Source organism: Streptomyces sp. IBSNAI002, from assembly GCF_052244475.1.
Lineage (GTDB): Bacteria > Actinomycetota > Actinomycetes > Streptomycetales > Streptomycetaceae > Streptomyces.
The window spans coordinates 3,305,668-3,317,799 of the sequence record NZ_JBQPXG010000002.1 but is presented as its reverse complement, the minus strand read 5'-3'; the positions used below and the strand labels follow the sequence as shown (position 1 = coordinate 3,317,799).

Here is a 12,132-nt window from a genome sequence, read left to right as displayed (position 1 = left end):
GGACATACTGCACCACCCGTCACAGACGTGGCCCGGCACCTCCCCGGGTCGCCCGAATGGACTACGGTGCGGGCCATGGCAAGTGTGCTCGTGGTCGAGGACGACCAGTTCGTACGTTCCGCCCTCATCCGGCACCTGACCGAGGCCTCGCACACCGTGCGGAGCGTCGGCACGGCCCTGGAGGCCCTGCGCGAGGTCGCACACCACCGGTTCGACGTGGTCATCCTCGACCTCGGGCTGCCCGACCTCGACGGGTCGGAAGCGCTGAAGATGCTGCGCGGCATCACCGACGTGCCGGTGATCATCGCGACCGCTCGCGACGACGAGGCGGAGATCGTCCGGCTGCTCAACGACGGCGCCGACGACTACCTGACCAAACCCTTCTCCGTGGAGCACCTCTCGGCCCGCATGGCCGCCGTCCTGCGCCGCGCCCGGGCCGCCGCCGGGGCCGAACCGCCCTCGCGCGTGCTGCGCGTCGGCGGACTGGCCATCGACCCGCTGCGCCGCCAGGCCGAGCTCGACGGGACGGTACTGGACCTCACCCGCCGGGAGTTCGACCTGCTGGCCTTTCTCGCCGGGCGGCCCGGGGTGGTCGTGGCCCGGCGGGAGCTGCTCGCCGAGGTCTGGCAGCAGTCGTACGGGGACGACCAGACCATCGACGTCCACCTCTCCTGGCTCCGCCGCAAGCTCGGCGAGACCGCCGCCCGCCCGCGCTACCTGCACACGCTGCGGGGGGTCGGCGTGAAGCTGGAGCCGCCGCTGTGAGATGGGCCCTGGTCAAGGTGTGCCTGGCGGTCACGGCCATGGTGGTCGTGGCCTTCGCCGTACCGCTGGGGCTGGTGGTGCAGGAGATGGCCAGCGACCGGGCGTTCTCCAACGCCGAACGGCAGGCGGCCACCATCGGGCCGACGCTGTCCATCACCACCGACCCGGTGCAGCTGCGCAAGGCCGTGGAGTCCACCCAGATGGGCGCGGCCCGGCGGATGGCCGTCCACGTGCCCGCGATCGGCGACAGCCCGCCGGCGGACATCGGCGAGGGCCGCGCGGGCGCGCACGCCGTCGCGGAGACCCGGCGGATCGGCCGGGCCACGACGGCCTCGGTGCCCGGCGGGGGTTCGGCGCTGCTCCAGCCGACCGCGCTCGGGTCCGGTGACATCGCGGTGGTGGAGGTGTTCGTACCGGAGAGCGAGGTCAGCAACGGCGTCACCACCGCCTGGCTGGTCCTCGCGGGCGTCGGGGCGGCACTGATCGTGGGTTCCGTCGGGGTCGCCGACCGGCTCGGCGCGCGGCTGGTCCGGCCGGCCGAGCGGCTCGCGGACGCGGCGCACCAGCTCGGCGAGGGACGGCTCGGGGCGCGCGTGCCCGAGGACGGCCCGAAGGAACTGCGCTCGGCGGCCGCGGCCTTCAACGCGATGGCGGACCAGGTGGTGGAACTCCTCGCCAACGAGCGGGAGCTGGCCGCCGACCTGTCGCACCGCCTGCGCACGCCGCTCACCGTGCTGCGGCTCAACGCCGCCTCCCTCGGCGAGGGCCCCGCCGCCGAGCAGACCCGCGAGGCCGTGGAGCAGCTGGAACGGGAGGTCGACACGATCATCCGTACCGCCCGCGAACAGCGCCCGCCCGCCGCCGCGGTGGCCGGCGCCGGATGCGACGCCTCCGAGGTCATCCGGGACCGGATGGCCTTCTGGTCGGCGCTCGCCGAGGACGAGGGCCGCGAGGTGCGCCTCGCGGGCGTGGACCGTACGGTACGGATCCCCGTGGCGCGGCCCGAACTCGCCGCGGCCCTCGACGCGATGCTCGGCAACGTCTTCCGGCACACCCCCGAGGGCACCCCCTTCGCGGTGGACGTCCACGACGCCTCGGACGCGGTCATCGTGCTCGTCTCGGACGCGGGCCCCGGCATCGCCGACCCGGACGCCGCCCTGCGCCGCGGCAACGACGGCGGACGCGACGGCTCGACCGGCCTCGGCCTGGACATCGTGCGCCGGGTCGCGGAGTCGACGGGCGGCGACGTCCGGCTGGGGCGCTCGGTGCTGGGCGGCACCGAGGTGCGGGTCTGGATCGGCCTGGACGGGCGGACCCGCGGCGCCGCGGGCGGGGTGCGGGCCCGGCGCGGCCGGCGCAAGCGGCGCAGCAACTGACGCAACGGGGCGGGGGCGGGGGCGCGCCTCGCGGGCGGGGTGTCCGTGGATCGGTACGGTCCGCGGCATGGACACCCTCATCTTCGGCGGCATCCTCGCCACGTTCCTCGCCATGTACCGGGAATCGCCCCGGATGGTGGTGCTCGGAGCGTGGTGGGTGATGCTGCTGGCCGTGATCCTGCTGATGGCGCACCACATCACCAGCAGTCTCGCCCTGAACCTGAGTTACTGACGGTGGCCGTGATGCACAGCCTCCTCCCGGAGGAGGCGCCGACGGGCGGACTGCTGGGGCGGGTCCAGTTCTGGTTCGCCTGCGTCTTCGCCATCGGCTGGACGGGCGTGGTCTGCGGCGGCCTGTTCTACCAGTTCGGGCTGTGGGAGTACCCGTGCCCGCTCTGCATCGTGCAGCGGATGTTCATGCTGCTGGCGGCGATGGGCGCCGCGTACATCGTCCGGACGGCGCTCGCGTACGGGACGGTCACCGGCCGGGACTACATGATGGGCTGGGGCCTGTCCCTGGTGGCGGTGATCGCCGGCTCCTTCGCGTCCTGGCGGCAGACGATGCTGCACATCCTGCCGGGGGCCAAGGGGTACGGGAGCGAGGTGTTCGGCCTGCACCTGTACGTGTGGGCGTGGATCCTCTTCCAGGCCTCGGTGGTGGCCATCGGCATCGCCCTGGCCTTCGCCCACTCGACGGCCGACCGCTCCGTCCCGGCGGACGGGCCGGGGGCGCCGCGGACGGTGGGGATGTTCGCGCTGGGGTTCCTGGGCCTGGTCATCGCCGTCAACCTGGTGGCCGTGTTCTTCGAGGAGGGCTTCCACTGGTTCCTGCCGGACGACCCGAGCCGCTACCAGTTCTTCTACGACGTGGGGATCCTCGGCTAGTGCCGTGGCCCCGGACGGTGGCGGAGATGTTGCCGCCACCGCCGGGGCCGCACAGGGTGGGCCTGACGGAAGGAGTCGGCATGAGAGTCATGCTCCGCGCCCACATCGACACGGCCGCCGGCAACGAGGGCATCAGGACCGGCACCCTGCCCCAGGCCATGAAGTCGCTGATGGAGAAGTTGCAGCCGGAGGCCGCCTACTTCGGCCTGCACGAGGGCGTCCGCTCCTGCTGGATCGTCTTCGACCTGCAGGACAGCGCGCAGATGCCGCCGCTGATGGAGGGCCTGTTGCTGGAGTTCAACGCGGAGGTCGAGGTCGCTCCGGTCATGACCGCCGAGGACCTGGCGAAGGGACTGGCGGCGATGGAGTCCTCGCACTAGGCCGCCTCTTTCGGATCTTGCCTGACTCACGCTTGCGGCGTTTCTCCCGCTTGAACGAGGGCCGCAGCCGCTCTGCCCCGCCCCATGTCCATGCCATCGATGTCATAGTCTGACGTTGTGTGGACAACGCTTGCGCCGCTCATCGGCGTCCTGCTCGGCGGGCTCATGTCGATGCTGACCCAGCGCTCGGCAGGACACGCCCTGGAGCGCGGCGAGACGCGGCGCGGTGCTCGTGAACTTGCCGAGGCGCGCCGTAACGAGCGCCTCACTCACCTCATCGAGTTTCTGACTGCGGTGCAGGAAGCAGAACGGGTCGCGGTGGACCGGCATCACCACAACCTGGCTGACGAGCAGTGGCAGGCCCGGGCACAGCAGGTCCTTGACAGGGTGTGGGTGACGCAGAAGACGATCCACGTACTGTGCGCGCCCGAGGTCGGCGAAGCGGCACGCAGCCTCGCCTGGGCAGTACAGGAGGTGATCAGAAAGGGCCCCGAAGACCCGGAAGATCCGCAGGACGAGAAGGTCTGGGCGCACATTCATCCGAGCCGACAGGCATTCCTTGATCTCGTGCGCGACCAGCTGAATTGAACTCCGGGAGGGATTCAGTGAGCGTCATCTGCTTCGCCGGCTCCTCGAGGGACGCAAAGCTGTCACGATCGCTTCGGAATGACTCGTCCAGGCCGCCCGGCCGTTCCGCGGGCCGGCGTACTCCTTCCCGCCAGGGCCAGCGCGGCGCCCGTGAACCCCCGGAGCGGTCAGAGGGCTCCCGTTCTCGCCACCCGCGCGTACCAGTGGGCGCTGGAGCGCGGGGTGCGGACCTGGGTGTCGTAGTCCACGTGGACGATGCCGAAGCGCTTGCTGTAGCCGTAGGACCATTCGAAGTTGTCCATCAGCGACCAGAGGAAGTACCCCTCCACCGGGGCGCCGTCCGCCAAGGCCCGGTGCAGGGCGGCCAGATGGGCTTCCAGGTAGTCGATCCGCGCCGGGTCGTGCAGCTCGGGGGCGTACGCGGCGCCGTTCTCGGTGACCAGCAGCGGCAGCCCGGGCGCCTCCCGGGAGAAGCGCATCAGCAGGTCGTACAGCCCCGTCGGGTCGATCGACCAGCCCATGTCGGTCCGCTCGCCCGGGGGCTGGTGGAAGGCCACGGTGTCGGCGCAGGGCCAGGGGGAGTGCCCCGTGGCCCCGTGGCCGTCCGCGCGGGGCCCGGTGCCGGCCGGAGCCGCCGAAACCACCGCCGGGGAGTAGTAGTTCACGCCGAGGTAGCCCAGCGGCTGGTGGATCAGCGCCTCGTCTCCGGGGCGGACGAAGGACCAGTCCGTCACGGCTGCGGTGTCCGCGAGGAGGTCCTGCGGATAGGCGCCGTGCAACAGTGGCCCGGTGAAGATCCGGTTGGCCAGGGCGTCGATGCGGCGCCGCGCGTCGAGGTCGGCCTCGGAACCGGTCAGCGGCCGGACCGCGCTCGGGTTGAGCGCGATCCCGACCCGCGCCGAAGCGGGCAGGGCGGCAGCGGCCATGCCGTGGGCCAGGTTGAGGTGGTGGGCGGCGCGCAGGGAGTCGGCGGGGGAGGTGCGGCCGGGGGCGTGGACCCCCGAGGCGTAGCCGAGGAAGGCGCTGCACCACGGCTCGTTGAGGGTGGTCCACAGCTCCACCCGGTCGCCCAGCACCTTCGCGACCTGCTCGGTGTACGCGGCGAAGGCGTAGGCCGTCTCCCGTTCGGGCCAGCCGCCCCCGGTCTCCAGCTCCTGCGGCAGGTCCCAGTGGTACAGGGTCACGCAGGGCCGGATCCCGGACGAGAGCAGCTCGTCCACCAGGGCGTCGTAGAAGCCGATCCCGCCGGAGAGCACCCGCGGCCAGGACACCGAGAAACGGTAGGCCCCGAGCCCCAGTTCGCCCATGAGCCGCACGTCGTCCCGCCACAGCCGGTGGTGGTCGGCCGCCACGTCGCCCGTGTCACCGCCGTGCACCTTGCCCGGCGTACGGCAGAAGGTGTCCCAGATCGAGGGCCCGCGCAGGGCGGCCGCGCCCTCGATCTGGAAGGCCGCGGTGGCCGCGCCCCACAGGAACCCGTCCGGGAAGCGCAGGCTTCCCCTCGGCACACTCGTCATCCCTTGACAGCTCCCTGCATGATGCCGCCCACGATCTGGCGGCCGAAGATGAGGAACACCAGCAGCAGCGGGAGCGTGCCCAGCAGCGCGCCCGCCATGATCACCGACTGGTCGGGGATGTAGCCCCGGCCCAGCCCGGTCAAGGCCACCTGCACCGTCGGGCTGCCGTTCTGGGTCAGCGCGACGATCGGCCAGAAGAAGTCGTTCCAGGCCATCACGAAGGTCAGCATGGCCAGCACGGCCATCGCGGGCCTGGCGACGGGGAACACCACGTGCCACACGATCCGCAGCGAACTCGCCCCGTCCGTGCGCGCCGCCTCCACCAGTTCCATCGGCAGGGCCTGCGCCAGGTACTGCCGCATGAAGAAGACGCCGAACGCGGACACCAGGGTCGGCAGGATCACCGCCTGGAGCCGGTCCGTCCACGACAGCTCCGCGATCAGCATGTACAGCGGGACCACGCTCAGCTGCGGCGGAATCAGCATCGTCCCGACCACCAGCCCCAGCAGCAGCCTGCTGCCGCGGAAGCGGAGCTTGGCGAAGGCGAAGCCCGCCAGGGTGGAGAACACCACCGTGCCCGCGGCGACGGTGCCGGCCACGATCACGGTGTTCAGCAGGGCCGTGCCCATGTTCGCGTCGGTCCACGCGACCTGGAGGTTGCGGCCCAGGTTCCCGCCGAACCAGAACGGCGGCGGGGTCTGCGCCAGCCGCGTATTGCTCCGCGAGGCCGCGATCGCCGTCCAGACGAGCGGGAAGAGCGAGCCGACGGTGAACAGGGCCAGCACCGCGTACGCGAGCCTGCCCGCGCGCAGCGATTTCATCGGGAAGCCCCCCGTCCGCGCAGCAGCCGCGCCGCGCCCGCGATGACCAGCAGGATCAGGAACATCGCCCAGGCGATGGCCGAGGCCCGCCCCAGGTGCAGGTTCACCCAGCCCTGCTCGTACAGGTACAGCCCGAGCGTCTGGAACTGGTGCTCCGAGCCGCCCGTCGCGCCCGCCCCGCCGTTGAACAGCAGCGGCTCGCCGAACAGCTGGGTCGCCCCGATCGTCGAGACCACACAGGTGAAGAAGATCGTCGGCCGCAGCGAGGGCACGGTCACGTGCAGGAACTGCTGCCAGCGCGAGGCCCCGTCGAGCGCGGCCGACTCGTACAGCTCGTTCGGCACGGCCTGCATCGCGGCCAGGTAGATCAGCGCGTTGTAGCCGGTCCACCGCCAGATCACGATGGTGGAGACCGCCAGCTGGGAGGCGAAGGTGCCGTTCTGCCAGTCCACCGCCCCCAGACCGACCGAGGACAGCGCCCAGTTGACCATCCCGTGGTCCCGGCCGAAGAGCAGCACGAAGACGAGCGTGGCCGCCGCGACCGAGGTGGCGTACGGGGTGAGCACGGCCACCCGGAAGAAGGCGGAGCCGCGCATCCGGTAGTTGAGCAGGTGGGCCAGGCCGAGCGCGACGGCCAGCTGCGGCACCGTGGACAGCAGCCCGATGGTGACCGTGTTGCGCAGGGCGTTCCAGAAGAACTCGTCGTCCCACAGCCGGGTGAAGTTCTTCAGCCCCACCCACGTCATGCTGTCCGGATCGGTCAGCTCCACCTGGTGCAGCGCCGCCCATCCCGTGTACAGCAGCGGGAACAGCCCGAAGGCGGCGAAGAACAGGAAGAAGGGCGCCACGAAGGCGTACGGGCTCCAGCGCAGGTCCCACCGGTAGCGGCGCGAGCGCCACGCCTGGCGCCGGCCGTCCCCCTCCGCCGCCGGCAGCTTCGAGCCGGCGGCGGAGGGGGACAGGACAGCCGTCTCGTCCGTCACCTGAGCCTCACTGATCCAGGGCGTTGTCGATCGCCTTCACCGCGGCCTCCCAGCCCTCCTGGGCACTACGGCCCTTCTGGTCGACCTGGAGCATGCCGATGTCCGACAGGTTCTGCGCGATCACCAGGTCCTTCGGGCCGACCACCGTCACCGGCACCCCCTCCGCCGCCTTCGCGAAGATCTCGCCGATCGGGGCCCCGCCGAAGTACGCGTGCTGCGCCCCCGACACCGCCGGCAGCTTGTAGGCGGCGCTCGCGCTCGGGAAGCTGCCCCGCTTCTCGAAGAGCTTCGCCTGCTGCGCCGGAGCCGTCAGCCAGGCCGCCAGCTTCGCCGCCTCCCCGGTCTGCTTGCCCGCCTTCGGCACCACCAGGAACGAGCCGCCCCAGTTGCTCGGCTTCGGCGCCTGCGCCACGTCCCACTTGTCCTTGCCCGCCGGGCCCGCCTTGTCCTGGATGTAGCCCAGCATCCAGGCCGGGCAGGAGACCGTGGCGAACGAGCCGTTGGCGAAGCCCTGGTCCCAGGCCGGGGTGAACTGCTGGAGCTTGGCGCTCAGCCCCTCGCCCGCGAAGGAGGCCGCCAGGTCGAAGGCCCCGCGCACCGCCGGGTTGGTCTTGTAGACGATCTTGCCTGGTCGTCGTAGAACCGCTGCGCGCTGCCGCCCGTCACCGCCGCCATCACGCCCGACGCGGAGTCCACGAAGGCCTTGCCCGCGCCCGCCTTCGCCTTGTAGGCCTTGCCCGTCTCCAGGTACTTGTTCCAGTCGCCCGCCCACAGCGCCCCGACCGCCGCCCGGTCGGTGGGCAGCCCGGCCGCCTCGAAGAGGTCCTTGCGGTAGCAGATCCCCTGCGGCCCGATGTCGGTGCCGAGGCCGACGGTCGCCCCGCCCTTCGCCGCGCTCGCCGTGCCCTGCGCCCACTTCCAGGGCAGGTACGCGGCCTTGTCCACCCCCGGCGCCTTGCCCAGGTCCACCAGCTTGTCGGCCTGCGTGGCGGTGATCTCGGCGATGTTGTTGACCTCGACGGCCTGGATGTCGGCGAGCCCGCTGCCGGTCCCCAGGTGCGTGAGGAGCTGGGGGTAGTAGTTCTCGTTCCGCTCGATGGAGGTCTGCTCGATGCGGATCCCGGGATTCTGCGCCATGTACTCGTCGTAGAGCCCGGCCTCCTGGAGGCCGAACGCGCCGAAGACCCCGACGGTCAGGGTGGTCTTCGCCTTCTCGCCGGCCGGTCCGCCGCTCTGCGGCTGCTCTTGCGGATCCTGCGCGCACCCCGTGAGCAGCAGGGCGGCCGCTCCCACCGCGGTGACTGCGGTGGCAAGGGTTCTTCGGGCTCGGGCGTGGGCTCGCATGTGCATCCTCCTTGAAGGACGGAACGGGGAAGGAAGAAACGTGCCGGGTGTCGTGTGCCACACTGTGGGAGCGCTCCCACAGCCGTCAAGGGGTAGATTCGCACAAGGGAGGAAGCCATGAAGGGGTACGGGGGCAGCAGGGGACGGCCGACCTTGGAAGAGGTCGCCGCGCACGCCGGGGTCGGGCGCGGCACGGCCTCCCGGGTGATCAACGGCTCCTCCAAGGTCAGCGAGCACACCAGGAGCGCCGTGGAGGCGGCCGTCGCCAAGCTGGGCTACGTGCCCAACCGCGCGGCCCGCGCCCTCGCGGCCAACCGCACCGACGCCATCGCCCTCGTGATCCCCGAGCCGGAGGCCCGCTTCTTCGCCGAGCCGTACTTCTCGGACGTGGTGCGCGGGGTCGGCGCCGCCCTCGCCGAGACCGAGGTGCAGCTCGTCCTCACCCTGGCCGGCAGCGACCGCGAGCGCCGACGCCTCTCCCAGTACCTGTCGGGGCACCGAGTCGACGGGGTGCTCCTCGTCTCCGTCCACGCCGGGGACCCGCTGCCGGAGCTGCTGGCCGAGCTGGGCATCCCGACCGTGATCAGCGGCCGCCGCTCGGCCGCCGAGCCCCTGCCCTCGGTGGACTCCGACAACCTGGGCGGCGCGGCCGAGGCCGTGGGGCACCTCCTGGGCCGGGGCCGCCGGGCGATCGCCACGATCACCGGACCGCTGGACGTGTACGGGGCCCAGTGCCGCCTCGACGGCTACCGGCAGGCGCTGGCCGCCGCCGGACACCGGGCCGACGAGGGGCTGGTCGCGGTCGGCGACTTCACCGAGGAGGGCGGCCGCCGGGCCATGCGCGAGCTGCTGGAGCGCCGTGCGGGGCTCGACGCGGTCTTCGCGGCCTCGGACGTCATGGCGGCGGGCGCCCGGCGGGAGCTGCGGGCGGCCGGCCGGCGGATCCCCGAGGACGTGGCGCTGGTGGGTTTCGACGACTCCGTGGTGGCCCGGCACATGGACCCGCCGCTGACCAGCGTCCGCCAGCCGATCGAGGAGATGGGCCGGACCATGGCGCGGGTGCTGCTGGCCAGGATCGCGGGGGAGACGGGCGGGGACAAGGGCGCGGAGACGGCCGTCGTACTGCCGAACCGGCTGGTGGTCCGGGAGTCCTCGTGAGCCCGTGCGGCACGGGCCGGGCTGGGACCGGCCGGGAACGGGAAGAGGGGTCTCCGTCCGCTCTCGCGGACGGAGACCCCTCTTCCGTACAGGGTGAGTGACGGGACTTGAACCCGCGGCCACCTGGACCACAACCAGGTGCTCTACCAACTGAGCTACACCCACCATGTCCGGTCGGAGAACCGACCGGCCGAAGAAAAGGGTACAGGGTCCGGGAGGGTGCTCGCTCCCTCCCGGACCCGCCCTGTCTCCGGGTCGGGCTATTCGGCGGCCTCGGCGGGCAGCACGTGCTTGGCGGCGATGCTCCGGGCCGTGTCCGAGTCGGGTCCGGGCTGCGGGACGAAGACCGCCTCCCGGTAGTAGCGCAGCTCGGCGATGGACTCCCTGATGTCCGCCAGCGCCCGGTGGTTGCCGTTCTTCGGCGGGCTGTTGAAGTACGCCCGCGGGTACCAGCGGCGCGCCAGCTCCTTGACCGAGGACACGTCCACGATCCGGTAGTGCATGTAGCTCTCCAGCGCGGCCATGTCGCGCAGCAGGAAGCCGCGGTCGGTGCCGACCGAGTTGCCGCACAGCGGCGCCTTGCGGGGCTCCTTCACGTGCTCCCGTACGTAGGCCAGGACCTGCGCCTCGGCGTCCGCGAGGGTGGTCCCGCCGGCCAGCTCCTCGAGCAGTCCGGATGCGGTGTGCATGTCGCGCACCACGTCGGGCATGGTCTCCAGGGCCGCGTCCGGCGGGCGGATCACGATGTCCACGCCTTCGCCGAGCACGTTGAGCTCCGAGTCGGTGACCAGTGCGGCCACCTCGATAAGTGCGTCGTCCGTCAACGAGAGCCCGGTCATCTCGCAGTCGATCCACACCATGCGATCGTTCATGTGTCCCACCTTATGCGGTCCCCTCGGGACCGGACCGCATATGCGGAAGGTCCCCCGTCGGCGGTGGCCGAAGGAGGACCTTCCTCGTCGTACCCGTTGTGAGGGTTACGCGTGTTCCCGCAGGACCCGGCCCGGGGCGTACAGCTCCGTCACCGTCGGGCCCGCGGCGGCCAGGGCCGCCGCCGCCCGCTGGGGCTGCGGAGTGCGCTGGTGCGGGACCGGGCTCTCCTGGAGCTGGGACACCTGGGCCACGTCGGCCTGCGGCCGCCGTGCCCGGTAGGCGGAGCGGTAGGCGGCCGGGGAGGACCCCAGCTGCCGCCGGAAGTGCCCGCGCAGGGCGACCGGCGAACGGAAACCGCAGCGTCCGGCGACCTCGTCGACCGAGTAGTCGGAGGTCTCCAGCAGCCGCTGTGCCTGGAGCACCCGCTGGGTGATCAGCCACTGGAGCGGCGCGCTGCCCGTCAGGGAGCGGAACCGGCGGTCGAAGGTGCGCCTGCTCATGTAGGCGCGGGCCGCCAGGGTCTCCACGTCGAACTGCTCGTGGAGGTGTTCCAGTGCCCAGGCGACGACCTCGGCCAGCGGGTCGGCGCCGATCTCCTCCGGCAGCGACCGGTCGAGGTACCGCTCCTGTCCGCCCGTACGGCGCGGCGGCACGACGAGCCTGCGGGCCAGGGCCCCGGCCGCCTCGCTGCCGTGGTCCGTACGCACGATGTGCAGGCACAGGTCGATTCCGGCCGCCGTGCCGGCGGACGTGAGCACGTCGCCGTCGTCGACGAACAGCTCGCGCGGGTCGACATGGACGGACGGGTACCGCTTGGCCAGCGTCGGCGCGTACATCCAGTGCGTCGTCGCGGGCCGGCCGTCCAGCAGACCTGCGGCCGCGAGCACGAAGGCCCCGGTGCACAGTCCGACGATCCGGGCCCCCTCCTCGTGCGCCAGACGCAGTGCGTCGAGCGCCTCGGGAGGCGGCGGTGAAGTGATGGAACGCCATGCGGGCACGACGACCGTGCCTGCCCGGGCGATCGCCTCCAACCCGTACGGCGCGGTCAGTTCGAGTCCGCCGGTGGTCCTGAGCGGACCGTCCTCACCGGCGCACACGAGCAATCGGTAGCGTGGAACTCCCGCGTCCTGCCGGTCAATGCCGAACACGGAAAGTGGAATGGAGCTCTCGAAGATCGGTCCGCCGCTGAAGAGCAGCACCGCGACGATCTCCCTGCGGCGACGCCCCGCGAGCTTCCGGCCGGCGTCTGCGACGACGGCGGTGGAATCCTGGCTCATGGCGCTAAGCCCCCCTTGGGTGTCGCGACTCCTTGGTCTGGTCGCACCTGCACGTTTCCCCTCGGCCTTGCACGTGGATCCCCCGCCGTAAATACATGATCGAATCTACTGCGTCCCGTGGTGTCGGCGTGACAAGTTCAGCACGCAGCGCTATGTCGACTTCTC

The 12,132-nt window shown here is 71.7% G+C and carries 12 protein-coding genes, 1 tRNA gene and 1 pseudogene; 7 read left to right on the top strand and 7 right to left on the bottom strand.

The features are described from left to right. The first annotated feature begins 75 nt into the window (after positions 1–75). The 6 genes from ACTVZO_RS15980 to ACTVZO_RS15955 all read left to right on the top strand — a co-directional run bounded on the left by ACTVZO_RS15980 (position 76) and on the right by ACTVZO_RS15955 (position 3,994). Positions 76–765 carry a response regulator transcription factor gene (locus ACTVZO_RS15980; protein WP_079154168.1) on the top strand — a complete coding sequence of 230 codons (690 nt, stop codon included), beginning with the start codon at positions 76–78 and terminating at the stop codon, positions 763–765. Beyond that, complete coding sequence (locus ACTVZO_RS15975; protein ID WP_443299017.1) at positions 762–2,141, top strand: sensor histidine kinase; 1,380 nt, start codon at positions 762–764, stop codon at positions 2,139–2,141. The genes ACTVZO_RS15980 and ACTVZO_RS15975 overlap by 4 nt, the downstream gene beginning before the upstream one ends. Before the next feature lie 67 nt (positions 2,142–2,208). Continuing rightward, positions 2,209–2,373, top strand: coding sequence for a DUF5993 family protein (locus tag ACTVZO_RS15970; protein ID WP_443299016.1), 165 nt, complete (start codon positions 2,209–2,211; stop codon positions 2,371–2,373). 11 nt (positions 2,374–2,384) lie between these two features. Next, the gene (locus tag ACTVZO_RS15965) at positions 2,385–3,026 is read left to right on the top strand and encodes a disulfide bond formation protein B (protein WP_384229178.1); all 642 of its coding nucleotides are present in this window, start codon (positions 2,385–2,387) and stop codon (positions 3,024–3,026) included. 80 nt (positions 3,027–3,106) lie between these two features. Continuing rightward, the gene (locus tag ACTVZO_RS15960; protein WP_443299015.1) at positions 3,107–3,406 is read left to right on the top strand and encodes a hypothetical protein; all 300 of its coding nucleotides are present in this window, start codon (positions 3,107–3,109) and stop codon (positions 3,404–3,406) included. A 117-nt stretch (positions 3,407–3,523) separates the two neighbouring features. Continuing rightward, positions 3,524–3,994 carry a hypothetical protein gene (locus ACTVZO_RS15955; RefSeq protein WP_443299014.1) on the top strand — a complete coding sequence of 157 codons (471 nt, stop codon included), beginning with the start codon at positions 3,524–3,526 and terminating at the stop codon, positions 3,992–3,994. A gap of 167 nt (positions 3,995–4,161) precedes the next feature. Here ACTVZO_RS15955 and ACTVZO_RS15950 read toward each other — a convergent pair whose 3' ends face one another. The 4 genes and pseudogenes from ACTVZO_RS15950 to ACTVZO_RS15935 form a co-directional block, all read right to left on the bottom strand. Beyond that, complete coding sequence (locus ACTVZO_RS15950; protein ID WP_443299013.1) at positions 4,162–5,511, bottom strand: GH1 family beta-glucosidase; 1,350 nt, start codon at positions 5,509–5,511, stop codon at positions 4,162–4,164. Next, complete coding sequence (locus ACTVZO_RS15945) at positions 5,508–6,332, bottom strand: carbohydrate ABC transporter permease (protein ID WP_443299012.1); 825 nt, start codon at positions 6,330–6,332, stop codon at positions 5,508–5,510. The genes ACTVZO_RS15950 and ACTVZO_RS15945 overlap by 4 nt, the downstream gene beginning before the upstream one ends. After that, positions 6,329–7,315: a carbohydrate ABC transporter permease gene (locus ACTVZO_RS15940; protein WP_443299011.1), complete on the bottom strand. Its 987-nt coding sequence runs from the start codon at positions 7,313–7,315 to the stop codon at positions 6,329–6,331. The genes ACTVZO_RS15945 and ACTVZO_RS15940 overlap by 4 nt, the downstream gene beginning before the upstream one ends. A gap of 7 nt (positions 7,316–7,322) precedes the next feature. After that, a pseudogene (locus ACTVZO_RS15935) lies at positions 7,323–8,659 on the bottom strand (ABC transporter substrate-binding protein). Between the two features lie 117 nt (positions 8,660–8,776). Here ACTVZO_RS15935 and ACTVZO_RS15930 point away from each other — a divergent pair. Next, on the top strand, positions 8,777–9,817 hold the full coding sequence (locus tag ACTVZO_RS15930) for a LacI family DNA-binding transcriptional regulator (protein WP_443299010.1): 1,041 nt from the start codon (positions 8,777–8,779) through the stop codon (positions 9,815–9,817). A gap of 92 nt (positions 9,818–9,909) precedes the next feature. On the opposite strand, the gene ACTVZO_RS15925 is transcribed toward ACTVZO_RS15930, so the two are convergent. The 3 genes from ACTVZO_RS15925 to ACTVZO_RS15915 form a co-directional block, all read right to left on the bottom strand. Then, positions 9,910–9,982, bottom strand: a tRNA-His gene (locus tag ACTVZO_RS15925). Between the two features lie 95 nt (positions 9,983–10,077). Beyond that, positions 10,078–10,689 carry an oligoribonuclease gene (orn, locus tag ACTVZO_RS15920; protein WP_443299009.1) on the bottom strand — a complete coding sequence of 204 codons (612 nt, stop codon included), beginning with the start codon at positions 10,687–10,689 and terminating at the stop codon, positions 10,078–10,080. 105 nt (positions 10,690–10,794) lie between these two features. Continuing rightward, on the bottom strand, positions 10,795–11,967 hold the full coding sequence (locus tag ACTVZO_RS15915) for a helix-turn-helix domain-containing protein (RefSeq protein ID WP_215147416.1): 1,173 nt from the start codon (positions 11,965–11,967) through the stop codon (positions 10,795–10,797). Between the last annotated feature and the right edge of the window lie 165 nt (positions 11,968–12,132).